The sequence below is a fragment of the Pedobacter alpinus genome, from assembly GCF_042684645.1.
Classification (GTDB): Bacteria; Bacteroidota; Bacteroidia; order Sphingobacteriales; family Sphingobacteriaceae; genus Pseudopedobacter; species Pseudopedobacter alpinus.
This window is the reverse complement of the sequence record NZ_JBHULV010000008.1, coordinates 296885-322484: the sequence shown is the minus strand read 5'-3', so window position 1 is coordinate 322484 and position 25600 is coordinate 296885. Positions and strand designations below refer to the sequence as shown.

Sequence of the window (25600 nt, the reverse complement as noted above, 5' to 3'; positions counted from 1 at the left end):
CTCTAAAAATCTATAGCTAATATATTGTTAAAATTATTTCAATATCATAACATAATATATTTATAACTCCACCCCTCATTAAGACTTAATATAACTCCTATTTACATTATATGTACCCAATAATTTAAACCTATCTCCGAAGAAAAACCCATTTCGTGTACGCAGACTTATGGGTTTTTATTAGTTTTTGTAAATAGATTATACTATTATTGTATCATCATAAATAATCTGTCTCTTAAAACAGATTATTAAACCAAATGTAAAGTTAGATGAACAAAATTATTTACCTCGCCGTTTTATACTGCTCTTTTTTATGCAATACAAAGTTTGCAAATGCGCAATTTTTAAGCTTAAATAAAACTGAGCTAAAGAAATTAAAAACCATTGTACAAGAAGATAGCAGCGCAAAAAAAGCATTCAGTTTATTAGAAAAACAAGCAAAAGTTGCACTCACACAAAATCCTCAACCTATTGATACCATCATATCTGAAGGGCATTTAGCTACCGACCCTAAAAAGATTAAAACTTTAAAGGCACTTGAGGATTTGAAAAAGATTTACGCTTTGGCTTACACCTACAAAATCACTAACAATAAAGAATATTTTAATAAGTGCGTACAATACATTACAGCTTGGGCAACAATTAACCAAGCGATAGGCAACCCTATAAACGAATCGAAATTAGACCCATTATTTGAAGCTTACGATTTAATTAAAGAAGAAATCAAGACTGCCGACAAACAAATTATTGAAGAATGGTTTAGCAAAATTGCAGCTGCTGAAATTGCAACCCAATTTACCTCACTTAAAAGAAAATCAACCTATAATAACTGGAATTCTCACAGGATAAAAATTTTAACAAATATTGCCTATTTAACAAACAGTAAAACATACCAATTATTTGTAGATAGCAATTTTAAAAAGCAAATAGAAAAGAATTTACATGCTGATGGCTCTGGTATGGATTTTAAAGAACGGGATGCCTTGCATTATCATCAATACACTTTAGAGCCACTTTTAACCGCCGCCACAATTATTAAAAGAGCCACAGGTTTTGATTATTATACCTATCAATCTATTTCAAGTTCTTCCATTCAAAAATCGGTAGAATTTTTAGTGCCTTACGCTAAAGGTGAAAAAACCCATGCAGAATTTGTTAATAGTAGAGCAGCTTTTGACAGAAGAAGAGCAAATAATAATGAACCAGGTTATAAAATTGGTGCAAATTACGACCCGAAAAATGCCATTGATGTATTTATTGAAGCAAGCTATTTTAATAAAGAGTTTGTAGAAATTGTAAATACGTTAGCACAAAATAAGTCCAATTATGCCAATTGGCGATGTGTATTAAATGCAGTTAAAAACTAAATCTCATTATAAAATGAAAAAAAATCTCTTATTAATATTTGGTTTTCTGATTTTAAGCTTTGCCTTAAGGGCAGAAGTTAAGTTGCCAAGCCTTGTTGGCAACGGCATGGTACTGCAAAGAGATGAACAAATTAAAATTTGGGGATGGGCAAACGCCGGAGAAGTGGTAAAAGTTACCTTCAAAAACAAAACTTACACCGCTAAAACTGATAAAGACGGTAAATGGTTAATAAAATTAGATCCTCAGCCAGCTGGTGGACCGTTTAAAATTCAAATTAATAATAAAGAACTTTCTGATATTTTGATTGGTGATGTTTGGCTTTGCGCTGGCCAATCAAACATGGAGGCTTTATTGAGCCGTCCAAATATTAAAGCTAAATACACTAGTGAAATTGCGACTGCAAATTACCCCATGATTAGGCAATTTACAGTAAATAGAGATATGGCATTTATTCCGATTGCTGATGTAGCAAGTGATAAAGGTTGGGTAAGTGCAAACCCGCAAACGGTTTTATCTTTTACAGCAGTAGGATATTTTTTTGCTAAAGATTTATACAAAAAATATAAAGTACCTATTGGCATCATTAATTCTTCTGTTGGAGGCACACCTGCCCAATCTTGGGTAAATAGCGAATCGTTAAAGGAATTTCCAGAATATGATAAAGTTTGGCTGCAGTTAAAAGACACTAACGAAGTTGCCCGTATCATAAATGTACACCAACTAAAAACAGCCAATTGGCACAAAGAAATAACAGAAAATGACCTTGGTGTTAATGAAAAATGGTTTTTAGAAACTGATCATCATGATGTTAATTGGGAAGAAGTAAAAGACATCAACCAATTAGGCGAAAAAGTGAACTTCCCTAAATATGGCTCTATGTGGTTTAAAACCGAAATAAACATTCCGGCTAATTTGGTAGAAAAAACCGCAATTCTTTCTTTAGGAAGTATGCTTACGCAGGATGAAACTTATATTAACGGAAACCAAGTTGGCACAATGAATAGCAGTTATACTGATCGTTTTTATACCATCGCTCCCGGAGTATTGAAAGCTGGAAATAATAAATTGGTCATCAGGTTAATTAGCCCAACAACAGGCATCGGGTTTAACCCAAAAAATAATTATCAAATTAAATTTGGAGAAGATTCTATCGCATTAAACCAACCCTGGAAATATAAATTTGGTATAGAATTACCACAATTACCCAAAGGAAATGGTTTATCCTTACATAGCCCAACGGCATATTATTACGCAATGATTAAGCCGATGGCAAACTATAACATTAAAGGAATTGCTTGGTACCAAGGCGAAAGTAACGTCTCAAAACCAGAACAACATCAACACTTACTAACCTCATTAATAAAGACTTGGCGTAACGATTGGCAAAAACCTGATTTACCATTTTTGTTTGTTCAACTAGCAAATTACTTAGCCACAGGAACCGAACCAGAAATAAGTAATTGGGCTTTGCTAAGAGAAGCACAAATGAAAACTTTAAAAACCCCTCATACTGCAATGGTGGTTATACATGATGTTGGGGAGAAAAACGACATTCACCCAGCAAATAAACAAGATGTTGGTAAACGTTTGGCTTTGGCAGCACAAAAAATGGCTTATCACGAAGACATTGTTTATTCGGGTCCAATATATAAATCAATAAAAATTTCGGGCAATCAGGTTTATGTTTCTTTTAACCATGTTGGGTCGGGGTTAAAGATGGTAGGAAAACAATTAGAGCAGTTCAGCATTTCTGCCGATGGGAAGAATTTTGTGAAAGCTGATGCAAAAATAGTAGGAAACCAAGTGGTAGTTTGGGCTAAAGATATTACAAAACCAATTGCTGTTCGTTACGCTTGGGCAGATGCACCAGAAGGTGCAAATCTCTACAATAAAGAAGGTTTGCCTGCATCAAGTTTTAAAAGCAATTAATCATTTATAAATATTAAATTTTTAAGAATGAATTTTCAAAAAACACTTTCCACTTTCTTGTTAGTCGGTTTTTCTTTAATACTTTCAGCGCAAAGTTTTAAAGTTGACGCTAACTTAATTACAACATCACTAACAGATAGCACCAATTTTTCATTGCTAAACTCAAGGTTAGGTAGCAGGTTTTCTTTTTCTTTATTAAACGAGAAACAAAGTATGCAAACAGGCAGTTTGGGTTTTGATATGGATGAACAAACGGGCTTGCTAATTGGTGTTGAAGTTGATGAAAAATTCTATTGTTTTAGAACTACTAAACTGCCTAGAAATGCCGCTTATTTAATAAAACAGCAGTTAAAATTTGGCCCAGCATCTATGGAAATTACTGGTGAAACGCCAGAAGGCATCAAAGTTAATTTCACTTTGGTTTCTTCTTTTACAACATCTAAAGATTTAGCAGATAGTGCGGCTATTAAAACACAAATATTCCCTGGCTTTTATTTGCAGGTAAATATTGTAAACAATAGCACAACAAATGTAAATGGCAAACTTAAAGTTGCCGTAGCAAAAACACCAGTAAAGGGTTTCAATTTTATGGCTTTTGAGCCGATGAAACCTGACAACGTAACACAACGGGTTTTATTTAGAGACAATACCGATAAAGATGTAAAATTGGCATTATCGGCTATTAAATCTCCTGCAAAAGGCACTTTTAATACTGATGGTTTTGGGGGTTTATTTTATAATTTTAGCCTAGCACCAAAAGCAAATAAAGAATTTACTCAAGTTTACGCAACCTATAATGACCATAAAGTTATTGAAGACTTACGTGTGAACCAAGACCTTAAATTTTATTATACCCGTTATTGGAAAAGTATTAACGATGTTTTAAAATATGCAGAGGTGCATTATGATGAGAACATCCGCCTGACGCAAAACTTTGAAAACAGTTTAATGAATAGCAATTTAACCGCACAAGAAAAATGGGTTTTGGCCTTAACTTTCCATACTGATTTGGCAAATACTTATTTTTTATTGGATGAAAATCAGCAGCCTCGCTTTTATGTCTCTGAAGGAAGATTTAAACATTTAAGTACGGTTGATGTTGCCCACGAAACGGAAGTAAGTGCCATTTTTTGCCCTTGGCGTTTAAAATTACAATTAAGTCAGTGGACTCACTACATTGCAAGAGCAGAGGTGACTGTTGATGCTAATCCGTCCCAAGATAAACCAGCTTATCAACAAGGAATGACTGCGGCAGAATATGGCCCTTATTTATACCATGATGTTGGTGATTTACCTTTTGTTAACGAAACTGCAAATTATAATTACGGCCCACACATGGCGGTTGAAGAGAATACATCTTTTGTTTTATTGCTTTATTATTACTGGAAAATTACTGGCGATGATGCCTTTGTAAAATCAATGTTGGGTACGGTTGATGTTTTAATGCAATCGGTAAAAAACAGAGATACCAACGGAAACGGCATAGCAGATAAAGCTTACGGTTGGAGTACTTACGATGCCAATGAAGCTTTAAAACTATCGCCAGAAAACACTTTTTTAGGGGCTAAACAAATGAGTGCTTATGCTGTAGCTGCAGAAATGTTTAGGGCTTTAGCAAACAAAGAAAAAGTTATTGCAATTGATGCTACCAAAAAAGGTGTTGTTGATGGCGAAGGTGCTGGTTTCAAAAGCTTAGGTGTAGCTGTTAATAATGAAGGTTTAAGAAATAAACAGGCTGCTTACTACGAACAAGAGGCTAGCCTAATTTTATCTACATTAAAAAAAGCACAAAAGAAATATGGTTTTATACCTGTGAGTTTAGACGAAACTTTCCCTAAGTGGGATCAGCGTTCTGTGGTTATTGGCGAAGGTTTGTTTTTACCCGGATTAGTTGGTTCAAAATCTGTTTTGTTAAAGCAATTAGCAGAGGTTTTGAAAAAAGATTATGCTACCACTTACGCTCAGAGCATTACAGATTATGGGATTAAGTTAACCACACAAGAAGGTACAACTTGGTTTAGCAAAACCATTGTTGCCGATGTGGTTGCTGCGCAATGGTATGGCATTAAGCACTCATCTGCTCCTTATGTTTATGAGTGGAATAAAAACAGTCCGTATGCTTATAACGATGGTTTGTTGAAAAAAGATGATGTTTGGATTGGCTATTGGTACCCAAGAGGAATTTCTATTTTAGGATATTGGTTGTTGGAGAATCCGATTAAGGATTAAGCGGAAAGCTAAAGACGGAAGGCTAAAGGCGGAAGGCTTAAAGCTTTCGCTTGTTTAGGTAGGGTTTTACCTTTTGAGGAAATGAATTAACTCAGCTTAGTGAACGCTGCGAAAAGCACTATTCACTCTGCACTTAACTAAAAAAATTAAAAACCACGGAGTACACAAAGCACACATAGCCAAATGGCAACTAGCCGCCCAACTCCGTGACCTCCGAGCACTCTGTGGTTAATTAATAAACAAAAACACAAAACACACAGAGCCAATTGCTAATTAGCCGCCCAACTCTGTGACCTCCGAGCACTCTGTGGTTAAAAAACCAAAGCCCATATTGAGCAAAAAAAACTCAGTAGTCAAGCCCAAATAGGGTTTCTATTTTTGATAACCCTGCGTTTTTTAAATACGAATTACCAACCTCTATACCTCTCCTCCAAAAAATCCTTCATAAACAAATTTGCTTCCCATAAATCACTCACATCATCTTTGCTAAAAGGAAATTGTGGCATATACGGATAAGGGCCAAATTCGCAAGTAACAGTTAAAACAGGAGTTTTTAATCCTACATGACGTTTCACTATTGCATCCCACCATTCGCAATGAAAATCAAGCGCCTCTTTCCACTCAGGAGCGGCAGGGTTGTTAACTTGTGGTCCACCAGGGAAACCCACACGAGCATGAAAATGATCTGAACGACTGATTGCTAAATCCAAACTTTCTTTTTGATCTTGCAAAAAAGATTCAGATACACAGCACCAATGAGAAAAATCTGCTGTGATTCTTAAATCAGGATATTTTTTTAAAAACTGAGCGGTATAAGCGGCACAAAAACTGAATTTTCCGCGGTGGGTTTCGTGTAAAATAGTAACCCCTGTTGCTGCACTAATTTCTGCCGCTAACTCAATTAGTTTACTGTTTTCTTCAAAAGTAAAATAGTCTTTACCGGTTTGTGTATTGATTAAAATTGGTTTTGCAGCAGCTAATGCATTTAAACGAGTTTCATATTCGGGAAAATAGTCTTCAAAATTTGAAGCAGCAGTTTCAAAATGTTGCCCAATCCAAGTTAAACCGTTTTTTTTTAGCTCATCAAACATTTCTGTTTGCTCTTCTTGCAACATTGGCAAATTTGCTTCTACTCCGGCATAACCTGCTCCCTTCGCCTTTACTGCAAAATCAGCCCATGATAAATGCCTGTTTCCCCATCTGGGTATAAAAAATTTGATTTCCATTGTTTGTATGTGTTCAATTTTTTTAGTCCTATGTTTAGCGTTAGAATATTGATAATACTCAATACTTAAACCCCACTACACAGTCTTTCCTGCCCTTATGCCGGGCATTGGCAGTCACTTTTTTTCCGCAAAAAAGTAACCAAAAAACTCTCGCCTGCGTCTGATGCTACGAAAGTCAGTGCTTTAGCAGTTTCATCTGTTCCGCACCAGACAAGGGCGAATTAATGGTATTTAATGTTTCTACATTTAATCAAAACGCATATATAATAATCTTTCTTAAAAAAGGTTCACAATTAAATTTCTTATATCACATTAATCTTAAATCTATTTATGATTAGTGTACTGCAACTGATAAGCTTTTGGCGTTATTCCATTCATCCGTTTAAACAAGCGGTTAAAATAAGAAGGATTATTGAAACCAGATTCAAATGCCACTTCAGCCATACTTAAATCGCCTTTTAGCAATAAGCCAGCGGCATTGCCTAACCTAATTTCGTTCATAAAATCTTTAAACGTTTTGCCAGTTTTCTTTTTAAAATACCTACAAAAAGCAGCGGTAGTCATATTACATTTTAGCGCAATGTTAGACACACTTATATCATCCTTAAAATTGCTCAAAACATAATTATAAACCCTATCTATTTTTTCTATATCGTTACTTTTGTATTGGTGGGCATAACCAATACTACACAAATAATCATATTTTTTTTCGGTAGCAATGCTCAATAATATATCGGTTAAACCAATAATCTTTTGTGCTTCGCTTAAACTTAAAAAGTCGATTAGTTTTTGCTGTAAATTTACATCATTACTAGAAATTGCAATTCCTCTTTTGGCATTATTCAGCAAATCTAACACAGGTTTCATCGGAGGAATTTTCAAAAAATCACTTCCCGCATAATCTTGATTAAACCTGATGATGATGGCTTCCGCACCATTATCTTCCATGTTTTCGTAATAACTACTATCGTTATGCCAATAATGTGGTAAACGCGAGCCTAAAAGAATAATTTCTCCGGGTTTAAACCCCGATATATGATCGCCAATAAATTTTGTGCCCTCACTTTTTAGCACAAAAGTAATTTCTAACTCATCATGAAAATGCCAAGGATTTCCAAAATAACTCACTTGCTCTCTTCTGGCATCAATGTGAAATTTACTATAAGCCGGTACTTTAAGATGAATTGGTTTCATTGCACAAAAAGTAGTGTTTTATTTACAAATATCACTCATAAAGCAAAATTTGTTTTATAAATAGCAAAATTTGAGTTAAAACCTCTTCCTAATTTCGCTTAGCTTCGCTTAACCAATTCACCTAATTATACCAAGAATGAGGTTTTCATTCTTTAAATAAACTATATGAAAATTTCTTACGGATGGAAAATTTGTATCCTCCTATTTTTTGGTACTACTATAAACTATCTGGATAGGCATGTTTTTAGCATATTAGCTCCTGAGCTCCAAAAACTATATCATTGGAATGAGGTAGAGTACAGTTATATCGTCACTGCTTTTCAGGTTTCTTATGGTTTAGGTGTGGTTTTAACGGGCAAATTGTTAGATAAATATGGTACTAAGTGGGTATTTGGAATTGGCGTTGCTTTATGGAGTGCAGCCGGTATGGCTCATGCATTCGCCAGAGGAGCTTTTGGCTTTGGTTTAGCTCGGTTTGGTTTAGGTTTAGGAGAATCGGTTAACTTTCCGGCAAGTGTTAAAACTGTCGCCGAGTTATTTCCTCCTTCTCAAAAAGCATTTGCTACAGGTTTTTTTAATGCAGGCTCTAATATTGGCGCAATAGCAGCTCCATTATTAATCCCATTTATAGCTTACAATTATGGCTGGCAATGGGCTTTTATTTCTACTGGTGCATTAGGTTTTATTTGGTTAATATTTTGGTTTAAAATTTATAAAAAGCCAGCAAAAACTGAAGTTTCAACTGAAATTGATGCTACAAAAACTTCAACCATAAAATCATCAAAAAGCTGGAAAAGTGTGGTATTAAAAAAAGAAGTTTTAACCATTTGCTTAGTTCGGTTTATATCTGACCCTACTTGGTGGTTTTTATTATACTGGCTGCCTAAATTTTTAAACGAAACTAAAGGAGTAAGTACATCATCATTAGGTTGGCCTTTGGTTGCCGTTTACCTAATGGCAGATGTTGGCAGCTTAACCGGAGGCGCATATTCATCTTATTTAATTAAAAAAGGCAAAGGTATTTATGAATCAAGAAAACAGGCTTTATTAACCTGTGCTTTAATTGCATTGGTACTTAGTGGCGTTGGTTTTACAGATAATTTATGGCTTGCCGTATTGCTAATTGGTTTAGGTGCTGCTGCACATTGTGGCTGGACAGCCAACATATTTGCAACCATTACAGATGTTTTCCCTTCAGATGAAGTGGGAACGGTAATGGGTGTAGCAACTTTATCAGCAGTAAGCGGTGGCATAGTACTGTCTCTTTTAACTGGTAGAATTTTAGAACTCACCGGTGGCTACGGAGGCATATTTATGATTATAGGCTTTACTTACCTATTGGGTTATCTATTATTAACCCGCTTAATTCCCGAAATAAAAACAAATGAAACATTAGAAAATGGACTATAAAAAATTAACCCCAGCAGATAAAGCCCAATTTGAGAAAGACGGCTATATTTTAATTAAAGGAATGCTACAAGAAGCAGAAGTAAAAAAACTGTATAGCATTGCCATTAACGACCAAGTAATTAGCAATAAATCTTTTGACAGAGGCGATGCTAACGGATTAAGAACAAAATTAGCTTTATGGTATTCCTTGGCTGATGATGCTTATAGTTTACTAGCTCGCTCTAAGCGGATTGTTGAAGGAGCAAACTTATTATTAGGCGGAGAATCGGCACATTTTCATTCTAAATTGATGCAAAAAGAACCCAAAGTTGGTGGCGCTTGGGAGTGGCATCAAGATTATGGTTATTGGTACCGAGATGGATTTTTGTACCCTCAAATGTTGAGCGTATTAACAGCTTTATCAGCATCTACCAAAGAAAATGGTTGTTTACAAGTGATTAAAGGTTCGCATTTAATGGGAAGAATAGAACATGGCTTTAGCGGTGAGCAAGTTGGTGCAAACCAAGAAAGAGTTGACGAAGCATTAAAAAATTCAGAATTAGTTTTCGTGGAGATGGAAGCTGGAGACACTTTATTTTTCCATAGCAACTTACTTCACCGTTCTGATGCTAATTTGAGTGATGCACCAAGATGGTCGTTAATTTCTGCCTATAATTTAATCACCAACAAACCTTATAAAGGTAATTACCCGTCTGCCACAGAAAAAATTAACATTGTTAATGATGATGTTTTATTACAAGCTGGCAATGAAGGAATTAAAGATAATGCAAATTTTTTAGTGAAGTAGAGCTTTAAAATATTTTTAATTTAATCTAAAAGCGGGAAATAATTAAATCATTTCCCGCTTTTTTATGGCCAATTTTTTGAACTCTATTTTATACCAAAAAAAATCAATAAATAGCTTATATGCATTTTTTAGTTTTTTTTATTAGATTGTTTAATATTTTTACATAGGAATTGGATATATGGATAAACGGATACAAAATGCTAACAGGGGTTAAAGAAATAGCGAGAAGGGCAAATGTTTCAACCGGAACTGTTGATAGGGTTTTACATAATAGAACGGGCGTTTCTGAAGCAACTAAAAACAAAATATTAGCTATTATGAAAGAGCTGGACTACCAGCCAAATATTTTAGCCAGAAGATTAGCCTCTAAAAAAGTATTACGTTTTGCAAGTTTAATTCCGTCTGTTTCTGCCGAAACCGAATATTGGGATGCCCCAATAAAAGGTATTGAAATGGCTGAAGCAGAAATTAAGCAATTTGGGATTGTGATTGATAAATACTTTTATGATCAAAACGACAAACAATCTTTTGTTAAGCAATCAAACAATATTTTAAAAACCCCTATAGATGGCATATTGGTTGCCCCTATTTTTATTGAAGAGTCTTTAGCATTTTCTAAACTTTGTAACCTTAAAAAAATCCCCCAGGTTTTCATAAACTCTGATATCCCTAATGAAAGTAGGTTGAGTTATATTGGTCCAGATTTATTTCAAAGTGGACATTTGAGTGCGCACATGGTTAATTACTTAGTTGCTAGTGGCGATAAAATCCTAATCGTTAACATATCTAAAGAAATTGATAGTTACCATCACTTAATGCGAAAAGAAGAAGGCTTTATTGCTTATTTTAAAGACCATCAAAAAAAGGTAAAAATCATAAAAACAGATATTACCCCAGACACAGATTACCCTTCTGTTGCTAAAAGATTAACGGAAGTACTAACAGAACATACTGACGTAAAAGCAATTTTTGTTACCAATTCAAGGGTTTTCTCTGTTGCCCAGTTTCTACAAAAAACCAATCAAGAACATATTTTTTTAGTAGGTTACGATTTTTTACCCGGAAGTATAGAGCATTTAAAAAACGGTGTGATAGATTTTTTGATTTGCCAAAAACCACAAGAACAAGCATACAAAGGCATTATGGCTTTATACCAAAATGTGGTTTTAAACGGAGATGTGGAACCAACTTATTTTATGCCTATTGATGTGATTACTAAAGAAAATTATACTTCTTATAGGAATTAGGGAGGGCGTTTAAACACTCTATCAACTAGCGGGTATATCCCTTTTTTAATAAAATGCATTCTGTATTTCTCTAATGTCATGGCGAGGTACGAAGCCATCTGTTCATTTTTCGCACTCTCTTTTACTAACTTATTGCTTCGATATTACTTTTAATAACAACGCATTCAGGATAAGTGTTTCTTTCATGCCGGACACAGTCCTTTCCCATTTAAGATTTAAGTGGCTTGCAAACGGGACAATTACATCAGTTGAGGTTATTCCAAGTTATATATACTGCTTCTCACTTATAAAATTTCTTAACCGAACAAATTTGTTTAAACCGTTTTTTCATTTAACAACCGGTTTATTTATCTTTCGCTCTTCGTGATGTTAGCGCAGCGCATCTCGAAGAGCGAAAGATAAAAAGGATTTATAATCCGCTATTCATATTAAATAAATCCCTTTCTTGTTTATTGTTCCGAAGGGTCAATAAATAATTTTGAAAATCGAGGACTGTGCCCGGAAATTTAAGTGTTTGTTTCTTGCCGGACACAGTCCTTTTTTTCTTATTAAGATTTAAGTGACCCGCAAGCGGAACACTTAAACCAGTTAGGGTGTTTGTACCGTCCCAATTAAATACTTTATCAACTCCATTTGCCTTGAATTCTATCGTTGCTGTTTTTGGTTGCGTGGTTGCGTAAATATTAGAGATAATTTTATTGATTTTATCATAACTAAAACCTAAAGATTTTAATACTCTTCCATAACCCGTTTTTCCAGTTCCATTTTCACCAAATACTACGGTTAGGTTTTTTCCGAAGTGAATACTTTGATTTTTAGCTAGCCGATTTACACCTGTAATGTCACAGAGTTTTGCAAGTTCAATTTGTTTGCTTGTCGGAGTATATTTAGGCTTTGTAATAGTAAGTATAGGTAAAGTCTTACTTTTTTTAAGTGGTTCTAAAAAATAATCAAAAACAGACTGCCTTTCTGCTGTCGTTAACTCATTTTCAGTGCTTACAATTCTGCTTATTAAAAGTTTGCCCCAGTCTTCCTGCGTTTCTGCCCATTCCCAAAGGAAGTCGACAATTTCTTTTTTTGTTGTAGTTGTTGAAGCCATTAATTTAAGATTTTAATAGTGTAGCTCATTCTCATAATAGCACACTATAATACTATATCGGTTATCAATTTTGATAAAAGTAATTTAACAAAATTAACTTCCATAAAAGTAAATTTAATAACCTAAATATGTTTACGGTTTCCCGTATTCTAACATTTTAAATTTCTTTTATTTTTAAAAATTAGATTAATCTGTAAAAGAATATTCCAAAAATAGAAAACCCAACATCTGCGCTAATCAGCGAAATCTGCGGGAGAAAAAACTAGAATATTTAACAATAAACAATGCTTAAGCGCAAAAGCTAATGGAAAAAGTAGAGCGTGAAATAAAGTGTTATTTGAAGATGCTGCAAAAACAAAGTTTTGTGCTATAAATTTAGAGATTGCTTCATACCTCGCAATGACACGGACAAACAGCACAATTAAATAAAACATATTTTCCTTCCGCCAGCTGATGAACTTGGGAATTAAAGACATGGTTTTGCCACAGAACAGAGAGCGTTAGGGATTGCAGTGGATACCCGCCTTGTGGCTAAGGCCTTGTGAAGTATGAGCATAAAGCCCGGCTACGCCATTTCGCGGAGAACGCCCAAAAACTAAAATTTAATAAATCTATCCATCTGCTGCCCAGTAAACTTCAAGGTATCTTCTTTAAAAAAATCGCCTTCTTCATTCAACTCAGTATGAATGGATGGAATATGAATTTTGAGTGGTAAAACATGTAGGTTAATATAATTACAGATTCCAGTTAAATGATCTATCCCTCTAATGTTGCCGTATTTACCTGTAGAATGCCCAACTAAAGCCACTTTCTTTTCAAAAAAAGAATCTGGGAATTTGCAACAATCTATAAATAGTTTTAAAATACCGGGGAAACTGCCATTATACTCGGGTGCAATAAAAATAAATTTTTGGGCTTCACTTACTTTATCTTGTATTTTCTGAAAAGCCTCGCTCCTATCGCCATACATATCTGTTTGGATTACGGTAGCTGGTAAATCTGTTAAATATAAAATTTCACTCTCTAAGCCTTTTGCAGCAAGCGTTTTTTGATAATATTGGGCAATTTTAGCAGTATTACTATTTATCCTGTTGGTACCCGAAACAATAATTGTCATGTTTATTTGTTTATAAATTGCATTAACGTGTGGAAATTGATATTGTTTAAATTTGTATCTTGCCGCCTTGTTAAAAAGATTTAAAATTTGGCCTAAATTACAAAAAATGGCCTTTCTTTTTTATAAACAGCATACCAAACAAAAAGTTTCAAAATAGGAAATTATTACATGAGTAAAATCATTGCAATTGCCAATCAAAAAGGAGGCGTTGGTAAAACAACAACTTCTATAAATTTAGCTGCCAGTTTAGCCGTATTAGAGTTTAAAACTTTAATTGTTGATGCCGATCCGCAAGCCAACTCCACATCAGGTATTGGTTTTGACCCTCGTACCATAAAACATAGCATTTACGAGTGCATTATTAATGATGTTACTGCCCGTGAAGCCATACAAAAAACAGATACCCCAAACTTAGATTTGCTGCCAGCACATATTGATTTGGTAGGTGCAGAAATTGAGATGATTAACTTGCATGAACGCGAGTATAAAATGAAAGCGGTTTTGGCACAAATAAGCGATGATTATGATTTTATCATTGTAGATTGCTCTCCTTCTTTAGGTTTAATTACCATTAACGCTTTAACTGCAGCTCATTCTGTAATTATACCTGTACAATGCGAATATTTTGCATTAGAAGGTTTGGGCAAATTGCTAAATACCATTAAAATTGTACAAAACAGGTTAAACCCCGATTTACAAATTGAAGGTATTTTATTAACCATGTACGATGTGCGTTTACGCCTATCAAACCAAGTGGTAGAAGAAGTACGTTCGCATTTTGAAGATTTGGTTTTTAACACCATTATTGCCCGTAACACAAGGTTAAGTGAAGCTCCAAGTTTTGGCGTATCGGTAATTATGCATGATGCTAATTCTAAAGGTGCAATCAATTATTTAAACTTGGCGAGAGAAATTATTGAGAAAAACGGTTTAACTAGAGAAAATCCGGTAGATATTAAAGCGGCATTGAAGAAATGAGTAAAGACAGAAAATTTGGATTAGGCAGAGGATTAGGTGCTTTACTAAGTGACACACCAGAAGTTAACAGAGAAAGAGGCCAAACCAATACCAACAGTAATTCTTCGGTAACAGATAATCCATCGGCAGCTTTAGGCGCTATAAGCCATGTAAAAGTGAGCCAAGTGGAGGTTAACCCTTTTCAACCAAGGTTTGAGTTTGATGAAGATGCTTTAAAAGAATTATCAGAATCCATAAAATTACAAGGTTTAATACAACCCATTACCGTTAGGCAATTGGGGCAAAATAGCTACCAATTAATATCTGGTGAGCGTAGGTTAAGAGCCTCAAAATTAGCAGGAATTTTAGAAATACCTGCTTACATACGCACCGCTGATGACCAACAAATGCTAGAAATGGCATTAATTGAGAACATACAGCGTGAAAACTTAAATGCCATTGAAGTTGCCTTAAGTTTTCAGCGGATGATTGAGGAGTGCAGTATAAACCAAGAAGAATTAGGCGATAGGGTTTCTAAAAACAGATCAACCGTTACTAATTATTTGCGTTTATTAAAGTTACCACCAACCATACAAGCCGCTATTAGGGATAACAGAATTTCTATGGGGCATGCCCGAGCTTTAATTAGCGTTGCCGATGCCACAACGCAACTTTACATTTTTCAGGAGATTTTAGATAAAGACCTTTCTGTACGTAAAGTGGAAGAATTGGTTCGTCAGCTAAAAAATGACGCCACCAAACCGGCATCAAAAGATAAAAAACCAGAAGCTTTTTCTTTTCAGTATCAAAAAATTCAGGACGATTTATCTTCTAAATTTGCCACTAAAATTAAAATGAAAGTGCAAGATGGTGGCAAAGGAAGTATAGAAATCCCTTTCTTATCTGACGATGATTTGAGCAGGATTCTTGAACTGTTAGATTGGTAATGTTTAAATACGGTATCACATTTTTATTTTTCTTATTCTTTTTGCAGGCTAAAGCTCAGCAAAAAGATACTACTGCCGTTTCAGAAAATAATGTAACTGATACCCCAAAAATAAAAACTCCCTTTAAAGAACAATTTAAAAATACCACTAAAGAATTAGGGCTTTTATTTAAAGATACCACGGTTTTACAAAATCCTCGCAAAGCGGTTTTACGGTCTGCCCTTATACCAGGTTGGGGACAAGCCCGAAATAAAAAATGGTGGAAAGTACCTTTAGTTTATGGTGGTTTTGTGGGTTTAGGTTTGGTTTACGAATTTAATAATCGGTTTTACCAAGAGTTTTTGATTGAAAGCCAATTTAGAAAGGACAACCAAACAAAGCCTAGTGAACAGCGTTTTTTCTTTGTGCAATACCAAGGAATTTCTGATGATCAAATTTATAGTGCTAAAGATTTTTATCGCCGTAATAGAGATTTAACTCTTTACAGTTCTTTTGGTTTTTATCTTTTACAAATGGTAGATGCTTATATAGATGCTAAATTAGCTACATTTGATGTGAGTGATGATTTATCGTTAAAAATTAAACCAACTATTAATATGCCATCGTACGCAAATACACATTCGCTTGCGCCTATGCCAATGCTTACCTTAAAATTAAATTTTAAATAAATGAAAATAGCCCTTCTTGGATACGGAAAAATGGGTAAAATGATTGAATCTATCGCTTTAGATAGAAATCATGAAATCGTATTAATTATAGATCAAAACAACGCCCAAAATTTAACGATAGAAAACATACGCAAAGCTGATGTAGCAATAGAATTTAGCACTCCAGACACTGTTTTAAGTAATATAGAACTTTGTATTGAAGCTGGTGTACCTTTAGTTGTAGGCACAACGGGTTGGTATGGGCATTTACAAAAAGTTAAGGATAGTTGTTTAGCCGCTGGTTCTACAGTAATGTATGGTTCAAATTTTAGTGTCGGAGTTAATATATTCTTTCAGTTAAACCAACAGATGGCTAAAATGATGAATAATTTTGCCGACCAGTATGATGTTGGTGTTGAAGAAATTCATCATATTCATAAATTAGATTCGCCTAGTGGAACCGCAATTACCATTGCTGAAGATATTGTTGAAGAGTTTGATAATAAAACAGAATGGGTTGATGTAAAAGCTGATGACGAAGTAACAAATCATCAAGCAAGTAATCTTATTATAAATTCTTACAGAGAAGGTGAAGTACCGGGTACACATTCTGTAATTTATGATTCGGATGTGGATAGGATTGAATTTAAACACATTGCCCACGGTCGCCAAGGATTTGCACTGGGTGCTGTAATTGCAGCCGAATGGTTAAAAGGAAAAGCAGGTTTTTATTCTGTAAAAGAAATGTACAATTTTAAAGCTTAAAGCATAATCATGAATTTAAAATTCTGGGAAAAGAAAAAAGAAAAAAAGAAAAAGAGTGCTAGCAGAGAGTGGTTAGACGCTATTGTTTTTGCAGTTATTGCGGCAACCATTATCCGAGGCTTATTTATTGAAGCTTACACCATACCAACTGGTTCTATGGAACGCTCTTTATTGGTCGGCGATTTTCTTTTTGTAAGTAAAATGAGCTACGGAGCTCGCACTCCTATTACACCTGTTGCATTTCCGTTTGCACACCATACCATGCCTATTTTAAACACCAAAGCATATTGGGATGGTATTCAATTACCTTATTACCGTTTACCGGGATTTGGAAAAATTGAAAGGAACGATGTGGTAGTTTTTAATTACCCAATGGATGCGGATGAACCTTTAAACCGCCCAATTGATAAGCGAGAAAACTATATTAAAAGATGTTTAGGTATTGCTGGTGATACACTTTCTATAGTTGATACGCAGGTTTTTATTAATGGGAAACCGGGAGATTTACCCGAAATGAGCCAAACACAATACTATGTAAAAACTGACGGCACAGATTTTAATCCAATGGCTTTAAAAGATATCGAAGCTGATGTAGAGCGTGTTACTAATGATGAGTATGTGATTACCATGCCCAAAGCAGAGATTGAAAAAATTAAAGCTTTTTCTAATGTGAAAATGGTAACCCCTGTAATTGCAGAAAAAAACACCTTTGAACAACAAGTTTTCCCAAGTGATGGTAAACTAAACTGGAATCAAGATAATTTTGGGCCAATAATTGTACCTAAACAAGGCTGGACAGTTACTTTAGACAGTTTATCACTACCAGTTTATAAAAGAGCTATTGAGCTTTATGAAGGTAATAAATTAGAAGTTAATGGTAACGATATTTTAATTAATGGTGTTAAAACTAATACCTATACTTTTAAAATGAATTATTACTGGATGATGGGTGATAACCGCCACAATTCTTTAGATTCGAGATATTGGGGTTTTGTACCGGAAGATCATATAGTAGGAAAAGCATTATTTGTTTGGATGAGCTGGAATGATAATGGTTCCTTCTTAAGCAAAATTAGATGGAATAGGTTGTTGATGGGGATTCATTAATAATTCTTTTTTAAAATATTTAAATGCTCAGCTTTATAAGTTGGGCATTTTTTTTAGATATTTTTTGGGGTTAGAGATGATAAACATGTAGGCTTAAACTCTTCATTTGACACTCAACAAAGTTTAACCTTTTTACTGGTTTAGGTTTAGCTTTTTATAATATTTAACCTCCCTCTACCCCTCCAGAGGGGGACATATATATCATGAGAAACTGAATTTGATCGCATAAAAAAAGTCTGGATTTACACCCAAATTTTATACTTGATACTTAATACTTGATACTTGATACTTAATACTTGATACTTAATACTTGATACTTAATACTTGATACTTGATACTTAAATCTACTTAATCAAATCATACAATTCGTCTAACTTTGGTGAAAGTACGATCTCAATTCTACGGTTTCTACTTCTAGCTTCCGCTGTATTTCCTAATTCAATAGGTTGAAATTCTCCTTTACCAGTTGCGGTTAAACGCTCAGGAGTTATTGCTTGTAATTCTTTTAAATATCTCACTACAGAGGTTGCCCTTAATACACTTAAATCCCAATTGTCTTTAATTTGCCCAAGATTACCTACCTTTTGATTATCTGTGTGCCCTTCAACCGCAATATTAATTTCAGATTGTGTGTTTAGTACTTTTGCAAGTTCTTGTAAAGCTTGTTTTCCCTTTTCATCAATAACAATAGAACCTGTGTTAAACAATAACTTATCAGTTAAAGAAACGTAAACTTTACCATTTTTAACTTCAACAGTTAAACCATTTTCTGTAAAACCTAATAAGGCTTTTTGTAATTTATCTTTTAAAGCATTTGTAGCTTCATCTCTTTTTCTAAGTATTTCTTCTACCTCTTTTAGCCTAGCTTCACGCTTTTTTAAATCTTCGGAAAGTTTATTAATTTCTGACGAACTATTTGAACTTAAGCTTGCATAATTTTTATTTAAGCCTTCTAATTCTTCGGTTTTACTTGCAATTCTTGCATACAAATCTGCAGTGTCTGCTTTTAAAGTTTTTATGGTTTCCTCCAAAGAGATAATTTTAGTCTGAGCATTATTCCAACCTAAATTCAAGGAATCTTTTTGTGAAACTAATGCTTCATATTTTTTCTTTGACATTACCACACATGAACTTAGGAATAGCAATACTACAATAGCGGATAAAATATGTTGTTTCTTCATTTGATTTATATTTTAAAAATTCAATATAAGGATTTTATAATAGCTTTAAACACTTGCAATGGCCTCTTTTAAAAAACTATTTAAAGGCATTATCTCTTTAAAACAATTAATAACTTCACTAATTATACCTTTATTATATAATGCTTCATCCTTTATAGGATAACTTACTGTAAAACTCTTAAGTTTTAATAACTCAATATTAGGATGATCAGCATCATAACCTTTTGGTGTAGTCTTTAGTTTATCCTCTTCGGACAATCCATCCTTAAAATAAGTTTTAAAACTCTTACTGTCCAGGATAGCTAATAAATCATCCCCATTATAATCAATCTCTTGTCTTATCGATTTTAGATGAGGAGCATCAGGCATCCACATTCCTCCTGCTATAAAACTATTACCTGGTTGCAATTGTACATAATAACCTGGGCTATGCACACCTTTGGCGCTTAGAGAAATATAAAAAGCAAAATTTAATTTGTACGGCGATTTATTCTTGCTAAATCTAACGTCTCTGTAAATTCGCATTACACTTTTTTTACCCGTTAACTCGCCAGGAATTTGAGGTTCAATTTCTCTAAAGCCATCGATAACTTGCTGCGCAAAAGCATCAACATTATCTTTAGCTTTTAAATAAGTTTCTTTATGTTCTTGAAACCATTCCCGGTTATTATTTTCCGACAGCAGGCTTAAGAATTCTAATGTCTCTTTACTAATCGTGGTCATAATGAGAAACGTATTTTATTTTTGGAGACAACCAGTACAATAATATCACTCTAGAATACCTAAAATTTACAGGTGCTAATAATAAACTAAATGAAAGAATAACCCCAATATAAATCCATGGCGACTCTTGTTCATTTGTAAAAACATACGTAGCAATACCTAATGCTACGGCAAGCGCAACATTTAAAGCATAACCCACATACATTGCAGCATAAAAGTAACCAGGTTCAACTTCATAACGCAAGGCGCATTTTGGGCACACTTCATGCATTTTCTGCGATTTAAAACCATACATTGATGTTTTAAATAAATCGCCTCTTCTACAACGTGGGCATTTGGCCTCAAGCATTGCTTTTAATTTTGGAGTTTTTGCCATAATAAAAAAAAATCCCGTCTGTTAAACGGGAATGTTTTAATTTAAGTTTATTTTTTCAGCTTTCATATCTATTACAATATCTTTTTTACGATATTTCTTATACCATAAAACACCTATGCCTGCAATAATTAAGTACGGAGCTGCTAATAAATACATAATCCCTTTATTAAGTCCGCTACCTGTATTACCTCCTCCTTTCAAATTTGATTCAACCGTAGCTTGACACATTGCACATTGTGCAAATGTTGTATTACTTAAGCAAACCAAAACAAGTACAAATAAAGTAACTGTTAAAAGTTTTGAATATTTCATGTGCTTAAAATTTAAAAATTGTAATATGGGGAAACCATTAAATAAACAATTACGCCTGTAGAAGTAACATAAAGCCATATAGGATAACTCCACCTTACCAGTTTACGGTGCTTTTCTACCTGCATTTGCAAGCCTTTGTAAAAGCTCAATAATATTAAAGGTAATACACCAGCTGCTAAAATAATATGACTCACCAAAATAACGTAGTAAACATACCTTAAATTGCCTGCTGAACTTACTTCTTCTGCATTTAATATGCCATCATTGTTTAAATCTCCGTATTTAGTTTCAGGAGCGAAATAATGAAAAATAATATATGACACTAAGAAAAGAGACGATAAAATAAATGTTAAAATATTGGTTCTTTTGTGTGCTTCAATATTTTTTTGCTTAATAAAATATAATGATATCAATAACAACACAGTACAAGTACCATTAATTATTGCATTAAGTGTTGGTAAAAAATACACAAAACTTGGAGTAGGTATAGTTACAGGTATAAGTTTTCTATTTAGTATTACTACCACAACTAAGACAAAAATAGATATCCCTGTAATCAATCTAAAAATTAATTTATCACTCATCTTTTATAAACTTATATGAAGGTATTTTTGTTTTAACCTTCTACCTTAATTTTTCTTAATTCTTCGGTAATCAAGACTTTAATTTCATCACTCAATCTTTTTCCTTCATCCCTAGAAGTTCCAGTATAATATCCTCTAATTCTATTATCAGCGTCTAATAAAATGAGTTTGTCGCTAAAAATAAAATTGTTTTTATCAATTTGAACCGCATTTACAAAAAATTGATTTCTGGCTAAACGGTAAGTTACGCTGGTATCAGCAGTTAGCAAATTCCATTTATTAAATTTAGCCCCAATTTCAGTTTCAAAAGATTTAAGAAGGTTAGGCTTATCAAAATCAGGATCTATACTAATAGATACAAATTTAATACGCTTATTGTCCTTATACTCTTCTTGTAAAGCACTTAGTTGCTCATTCACTAATGGTAAAACTTCCTTATTACGGCTATAAAAAAAATTAACAATAATTAATTGTTGCGTATTTTTAGCTAGTAGCACTGAGTCACCATTGCTATCAAACAAAACCGGGTAATTTATAGCGTGATATATTGTGTCTGGAATTTTCTCGCCTCTTTTTGTATGAAAAGTTCCGGCAACAATCTTAGGCCCTAAAATGGGTAATGGTTTGTACCTATTTTTACCTTTTGCTTGTAGTAAATAATACAAAAATCCTGGAACCGCTAAGATGGTTACCAGGATTAATATTTTTTTTAAAGGAAATTTGTTCCTACTCATTAGTTCATGTGAAGGTTCAAGAAATTTCCCTCTACTAACATTAATACAATGAAATACGCAATAAAAATAAAGGATACAAGAAGCCCTACAATTAAAGCATATTTTTCAAATTTCAAGTGCATAAAAAATGCAACTATATAATATGCCTTCACTAAAGTTAAAGCGATGTAAAGAAAATTTCTAACTCCTAAAGACATCATTGTTTCAGGAACTGCTAAAGCTATTATAAACTCAACAACGGTTATACCTAACAAATAGAAAAACACTTTCCAAATTTTACCTTTAGACATTGACGCATGCTCTTCTGCATGTTCTACATTTGTATGATCTGCTGACATCTTAATTAAATTTTAAAATTATACTAAATAAAAGAAGGTAAACACGAATACCCAAACTAAATCTACAAAGTGCCAGTAAAGACCAACTTTCTCAATCATTAGGTAGTGTCCTCTTCTTTCAAACACACCAAGCATCGTCATTATTAAAATAATAATATTAATGATAACACCTGAAAAAACGTGAAAACCATGGAAACCAGTTATTGTAAAAAATAGGTTTGCAAATTGTTGCGCACTAATGTTATCGGCACCAAGTGCACTAACAGCTTCTGGTCCTGGTATTGTTCCCCACCAAAAACCTTCATGGTGTAAATGAGACCATTCTAAAGCTTGGCAACCCAAAAACATGAAACCGCCAATAATAGTTGCAACCATCCACCATATAACTTCTTTTTTTGAGTTACGATGTCCTGCTTCTACGGCTAAAACCATCGTAACAGAACTCATAATTAATATAAAAGTCATGATTCCTACGAAAACTAAAGGAGCGCCATGGTCTGTAATACCTGGAATAGATTGAAAGACAATGTCAGGATCTGGCCATGTCATTTTACTAAACCTCTGTGATCCGTAATAAATCAGAAATGCAGAAAATGTAAATGCATCTGATAAAAGAAAAAACCACATCATCAGTTTACCATATTCCACAGAGAATGGTGATCTGCCTCCGCTCCAGGGAGTGGTTTTAACTTCGTCTAATTTTGCTGTTGTATCCATCAAATAATAAAGTTGTAATTTCTGAGTAAAATTTTACTGGTTCAAAAGTAAGAAAAGGTATAAATATATCCATAGAATATCTACAAAATGCCAAAAAATAGACGAAATTTCTATTCTAAAAGTACTTGTAACATTCGGAACTTTACTGTAACTACTTATTAATGCGGTTATTAGCATAATTAACCCAGCAAGTATATGCACTATATGAAATAGTGTAAAAGCGTAAACAAAACTAATTGTAGCGTTAGAATTAACAAAAAACACTCCCAAATCAGTCCAAACTGTCCAACCGTAAACTTGTAAACTAATAAAAACTACACCCAAAACAAAAGTTACCCATAGCCATAATCTTTGTAAACCAAATTTTAATTGCTTAGCTTTTAAAAAAGCCAAGTGCATGGTAATACTACTAATTACAATTACTACTGTACTATATAAAAATACTTTAGGCAAAGGCACATTTAAACTTTTCCTTAAACCATCACCAGAATATACAATAAAACCACTGGTAAGACCTGCAAAAAATATAATAGAAGACACAATAAAAAGCCATAGAATAAACTTTTTAGGTTGCAGGTTATGTCTGTCCAAATCTTTATTAACTGCCATCATATCTATTTTAAATTAAACAATAACACCAGTTGTACTACTGGCAAATATATAAAACTACCAAACATTAGCCTTTGAGCTGATTTAATATCTAACTTTTGCATAAGTACAAATGCTTGATAAGAGAAAATGATTCCAATTATTAACGATACTATTGCTATTAAATCTCCCCCAAAACCAAAATAGGTGGGTAATAAACTTACAGGAATTAATACTAAAGTGGAAGCCCAAGTAATAACAGCACTTGTTTTATCTCTATGTGTGGTGGGTAATAGCCTAAATCCTGCTTTCTTGTAATCATCATCTAATACCCAAGCAATGGCCCAAAAATGTGGAAACTGCCAAACAAACTGTATTCCAAATAAAACTAAGGCTATGGTATCGATTTTACCATGTGCAGCTACGTAACCAATTAATGGAGGTAAAGCTCCAGGAAATGCTCCAACAAAAACAGCAATAGGAGATTTTCTTTTTAATGGAGTATAAATAAATGCATAAAGAAAAATTGAAAATACGGATAAAAGTCCTGTTAGTATATTTAAGCTTCCTAATAAATAAGTACCGGATATGCCCATTACCAAACTCAAAACAAGTGCTTGGCCGTTAGTCATCCTGCCAGAAGGCAATGGCCTGTCACAAGTTCTCTTCATCAACTTATCAAGGTCTTTTTCAATAATTTCATTAAATCCATTAGCTGCTGAAGTAACTAAGAAACCTCCGATAACTAATTTTAACCAACTTATCCAATTAATGCCTGCCTGACTCTCTTCTGCAATTAGAAAACAAATTGAAGCGGAAAAAACAACCAAAAAAGTAAGTCTTAATTTAATTAAATTTTTAAAATCTTTAAAAAACTGCCCCACTATAATTTAATTAAATTTTCCTTTTTACTAAAAACAATAAAAAGTAAATAAAGTTGTACCGAAAATAAAATAGTTGCTAACAGTACGTGTGCTGCTTGTGCCCATGGTGCTAGTGCAAAATATGTAAGAACTAATCCTGTAAAAACTTGTGCTAAAAACAATAATATCATTATTAAAGACAGGTTTTGCAATAAACCTGTAATTCTTGTCCTTTTGATTAATGTAAAAAAAACTAAACTAAGCCCTAAATACAACCAAACCAAATCTTTATGCTGTGTAAATATCCTTCCAGTTTCTGTTAACCATAAACTACGCTCTAATTCTGGGAAAGTAATTTTAACAGCATCAATACCCTCTCTTACCTCTGTACCTACAGTAATTTGTATTACCGAAACGATGATAACTAATAGAGAAACGATTCTTAACAACCATAACTGTTTTAAGCTGATTTTTAAGTTAAAAACATGTGTTTTTACAGCAAAATAAGTGTACAAGGCAACACCTAAAATTAATATAGCAACTAACATGTGTACAGTTATTACCCATGCTAACAAGTTTGTTGATACAACGATAGAACCTAACCAAGCTTGAAATACCACTAAAAATAGATTTAAAAAACTTAGCCAGAAAACAATTGGTTTAGTTTTTAACAGTGATATGGAATAAAAGAAGCATGCTAATAAAAACAACCCTGTTAAAGCTCCAATTAATCTGTTAATGTATTCTATATAAGTTTTAGCAGCATTAAATTCCTCAGGAATACCAATGGTCTCATCATGCCTCACTTTTACAGCTAAATCAGTATAGCCCGCCTTATCCAATAATTTAGCAAAACGTTCATTCTTTGCTATTCTTTGCTCAACATACTTCTCTTTATAATCAAGAGGAAGTTGAGTAATATCTGTTGGAGGAATATACTGATCAAAACATTTAGGCCAATCTGGGCAACCCATACCAGAACCTGAACTTCTAACTACTCCGCCTGCAAGTATGAGCAGGAAAAGAGAAATTAAAGTGGTTAGATTAGCTAATAAAAAACGTTTTTCAGCTTTTGAGTGCATTGCGATTTTATAAAAATTGGGGTATCAGTAATTAAATTACAGGATACCCCAATTATATCTTTGTTAAGAAAAT

General features: G+C 33.7%; 26 protein-coding genes. 11 read left to right on the top strand and 15 right to left on the bottom strand.

Going from position 1 to position 25600, the window contains the following annotated elements:
- The first annotated feature begins 269 nt into the window (after window positions 1-269).
- Genes ACFSSE_RS02510 through ACFSSE_RS02500 form a run of 3 tightly spaced genes read left to right on the top strand, consistent with a single transcriptional unit; the run spans window position 270 to window position 5526 of the window.
- Window positions 270-1367, top strand: coding sequence for an alginate lyase family protein (locus ACFSSE_RS02510; protein WP_379040662.1), 1098 nt, complete (start codon window positions 270-272; stop codon window positions 1365-1367).
- Window positions 1368-1380: 13 nt separating this feature from the next.
- Window positions 1381-3297: a sialate O-acetylesterase gene (locus ACFSSE_RS02505; protein WP_379040663.1), complete on the top strand. Its 1917-nt coding sequence runs from the start codon at window positions 1381-1383 to the stop codon at window positions 3295-3297.
- A gap of 27 nt (window positions 3298-3324) precedes the next feature.
- Window positions 3325-5526, top strand: a complete 2202-nt coding sequence (locus ACFSSE_RS02500; protein ID WP_379040664.1) for a glycoside hydrolase family 52 protein — start codon at window positions 3325-3327, stop codon at window positions 5524-5526.
- 407 nt (window positions 5527-5933) lie between these two features.
- Here ACFSSE_RS02500 and ACFSSE_RS02495 read toward each other — a convergent pair whose 3' ends face one another.
- Window positions 5934-6752 (bottom strand): sugar phosphate isomerase/epimerase family protein, encoded by an 819-nt coding sequence (locus ACFSSE_RS02495; protein WP_379040665.1) that lies wholly within the window; start codon window positions 6750-6752, stop codon window positions 5934-5936.
- 324 nt (window positions 6753-7076) lie between these two features.
- Window positions 7077-7946, bottom strand: coding sequence for an AraC family transcriptional regulator (locus tag ACFSSE_RS02490; protein ID WP_379040666.1), 870 nt, complete (start codon window positions 7944-7946; stop codon window positions 7077-7079).
- Between the two features lie 165 nt (window positions 7947-8111).
- Between ACFSSE_RS02490 and ACFSSE_RS02485 the strand changes: the two genes are divergently transcribed.
- The 3 genes from ACFSSE_RS02485 to ACFSSE_RS02475 all read left to right on the top strand — a co-directional run bounded on the left by ACFSSE_RS02485 (window position 8112) and on the right by ACFSSE_RS02475 (window position 11390).
- A complete protein-coding gene (locus ACFSSE_RS02485; protein WP_379040668.1) occupies window positions 8112-9356 on the top strand; it encodes an MFS transporter in 1245 nt (414 codons plus the stop codon).
- On the top strand, window positions 9346-10143 hold the full coding sequence (locus ACFSSE_RS02480) for a phytanoyl-CoA dioxygenase family protein (RefSeq protein WP_379040669.1): 798 nt from the start codon (window positions 9346-9348) through the stop codon (window positions 10141-10143). Before ACFSSE_RS02485 ends, ACFSSE_RS02480 begins: the two co-directional genes overlap by 11 nt.
- Before the next feature lie 197 nt (window positions 10144-10340).
- A complete protein-coding gene (locus ACFSSE_RS02475) occupies window positions 10341-11390 on the top strand; it encodes a LacI family DNA-binding transcriptional regulator (RefSeq protein ID WP_379100692.1) in 1050 nt (349 codons plus the stop codon).
- A 409-nt stretch (window positions 11391-11799) separates the two neighbouring features.
- On the opposite strand, the gene ACFSSE_RS02470 is transcribed toward ACFSSE_RS02475, so the two are convergent.
- Together ACFSSE_RS02470 and ACFSSE_RS02465 are read right to left on the bottom strand one after the other, a co-directional pair.
- The gene (locus ACFSSE_RS02470; protein WP_379040671.1) at window positions 11800-12489 is read right to left on the bottom strand and encodes a hypothetical protein; all 690 of its coding nucleotides are present in this window, start codon (window positions 12487-12489) and stop codon (window positions 11800-11802) included.
- A gap of 595 nt (window positions 12490-13084) precedes the next feature.
- On the bottom strand, window positions 13085-13606 hold the full coding sequence (locus tag ACFSSE_RS02465; RefSeq protein ID WP_379040672.1) for an NADPH-dependent FMN reductase: 522 nt from the start codon (window positions 13604-13606) through the stop codon (window positions 13085-13087).
- Between the two features lie 168 nt (window positions 13607-13774).
- On the opposite strand from ACFSSE_RS02465, the gene ACFSSE_RS02460 reads away from it, so the two are divergent.
- Genes ACFSSE_RS02460 through lepB form a run of 5 tightly spaced genes read left to right on the top strand, consistent with a single transcriptional unit; the run spans window position 13775 to window position 18029 of the window.
- Window positions 13775-14584: a ParA family protein gene (locus ACFSSE_RS02460; RefSeq protein WP_379040673.1), complete on the top strand. Its 810-nt coding sequence runs from the start codon at window positions 13775-13777 to the stop codon at window positions 14582-14584.
- Window positions 14581-15510, top strand: coding sequence for a ParB/RepB/Spo0J family partition protein (locus tag ACFSSE_RS02455; RefSeq protein WP_379040675.1), 930 nt, complete (start codon window positions 14581-14583; stop codon window positions 15508-15510). Before ACFSSE_RS02460 ends, ACFSSE_RS02455 begins: the two co-directional genes overlap by 4 nt.
- Window positions 15510-16178: a DUF5683 domain-containing protein gene (locus ACFSSE_RS02450; RefSeq protein ID WP_379040676.1), complete on the top strand. Its 669-nt coding sequence runs from the start codon at window positions 15510-15512 to the stop codon at window positions 16176-16178. Before ACFSSE_RS02455 ends, ACFSSE_RS02450 begins: the two co-directional genes overlap by 1 nt.
- A complete protein-coding gene (gene dapB, locus ACFSSE_RS02445) occupies window positions 16179-16922 on the top strand; it encodes a 4-hydroxy-tetrahydrodipicolinate reductase (protein ID WP_379040677.1) in 744 nt (247 codons plus the stop codon).
- 9 nt (window positions 16923-16931) lie between these two features.
- The gene (gene lepB / locus ACFSSE_RS02440) at window positions 16932-18029 is read left to right on the top strand and encodes a signal peptidase I (RefSeq protein ID WP_379040678.1); all 1098 of its coding nucleotides are present in this window, start codon (window positions 16932-16934) and stop codon (window positions 18027-18029) included.
- 344 nt (window positions 18030-18373) lie between these two features.
- Here lepB and ACFSSE_RS02435 read toward each other — a convergent pair whose 3' ends face one another.
- Genes ACFSSE_RS02435 through ACFSSE_RS02385 form a run of 11 tightly spaced genes read right to left on the bottom strand, consistent with a single transcriptional unit; the run spans window position 18374 to window position 25527 of the window.
- Window positions 18374-19210 (bottom strand): OmpA/MotB family protein, encoded by an 837-nt coding sequence (locus ACFSSE_RS02435; RefSeq protein ID WP_379040679.1) that lies wholly within the window; start codon window positions 19208-19210, stop codon window positions 18374-18376.
- 45 nt (window positions 19211-19255) lie between these two features.
- Window positions 19256-19933, bottom strand: coding sequence for a DUF2461 domain-containing protein (locus tag ACFSSE_RS02430; protein ID WP_379040681.1), 678 nt, complete (start codon window positions 19931-19933; stop codon window positions 19256-19258).
- Window positions 19920-20309, bottom strand: a complete 390-nt coding sequence (locus ACFSSE_RS02425) for a DUF983 domain-containing protein (RefSeq protein ID WP_379040682.1) — start codon at window positions 20307-20309, stop codon at window positions 19920-19922. The genes ACFSSE_RS02430 and ACFSSE_RS02425 overlap by 14 nt, the downstream gene beginning before the upstream one ends.
- A 36-nt stretch (window positions 20310-20345) precedes the next feature.
- Entirely contained in the window at window positions 20346-20621 is a 276-nt protein-coding gene (locus ACFSSE_RS02420) for a hypothetical protein (protein WP_379040683.1), read from the bottom strand.
- Between the two features lie 11 nt (window positions 20622-20632).
- Complete coding sequence (locus ACFSSE_RS02415; RefSeq protein WP_379040685.1) at window positions 20633-21205, bottom strand: DUF420 domain-containing protein; 573 nt, start codon at window positions 21203-21205, stop codon at window positions 20633-20635.
- Between the two features lie 32 nt (window positions 21206-21237).
- Complete coding sequence (locus tag ACFSSE_RS02410; protein ID WP_379040686.1) at window positions 21238-21939, bottom strand: SCO family protein; 702 nt, start codon at window positions 21937-21939, stop codon at window positions 21238-21240.
- On the bottom strand, window positions 21939-22277 hold the full coding sequence (locus ACFSSE_RS02405; RefSeq protein WP_379040688.1) for a cytochrome C oxidase subunit IV family protein: 339 nt from the start codon (window positions 22275-22277) through the stop codon (window positions 21939-21941). Before ACFSSE_RS02405 ends, ACFSSE_RS02410 begins: the two co-directional genes overlap by 1 nt.
- An 18-nt stretch (window positions 22278-22295) precedes the next feature.
- A complete protein-coding gene (locus tag ACFSSE_RS02400; protein ID WP_379040689.1) occupies window positions 22296-22994 on the bottom strand; it encodes a cytochrome c oxidase subunit 3 in 699 nt (232 codons plus the stop codon).
- 33 nt (window positions 22995-23027) lie between these two features.
- A complete protein-coding gene (locus ACFSSE_RS02395) occupies window positions 23028-23606 on the bottom strand; it encodes a cytochrome c oxidase subunit 3 (RefSeq protein WP_379040691.1) in 579 nt (192 codons plus the stop codon).
- Window positions 23607-23608: 2 nt separating this feature from the next.
- Complete coding sequence (gene cyoE / locus ACFSSE_RS02390; protein WP_379040692.1) at window positions 23609-24466, bottom strand: heme o synthase; 858 nt, start codon at window positions 24464-24466, stop codon at window positions 23609-23611.
- Window positions 24466-25527 (bottom strand): COX15/CtaA family protein, encoded by a 1062-nt coding sequence (locus tag ACFSSE_RS02385; protein ID WP_379040694.1) that lies wholly within the window; start codon window positions 25525-25527, stop codon window positions 24466-24468. The genes cyoE and ACFSSE_RS02385 overlap by 1 nt, the downstream gene beginning before the upstream one ends.
- Between the last annotated feature and the right edge of the window lie 73 nt (window positions 25528-25600).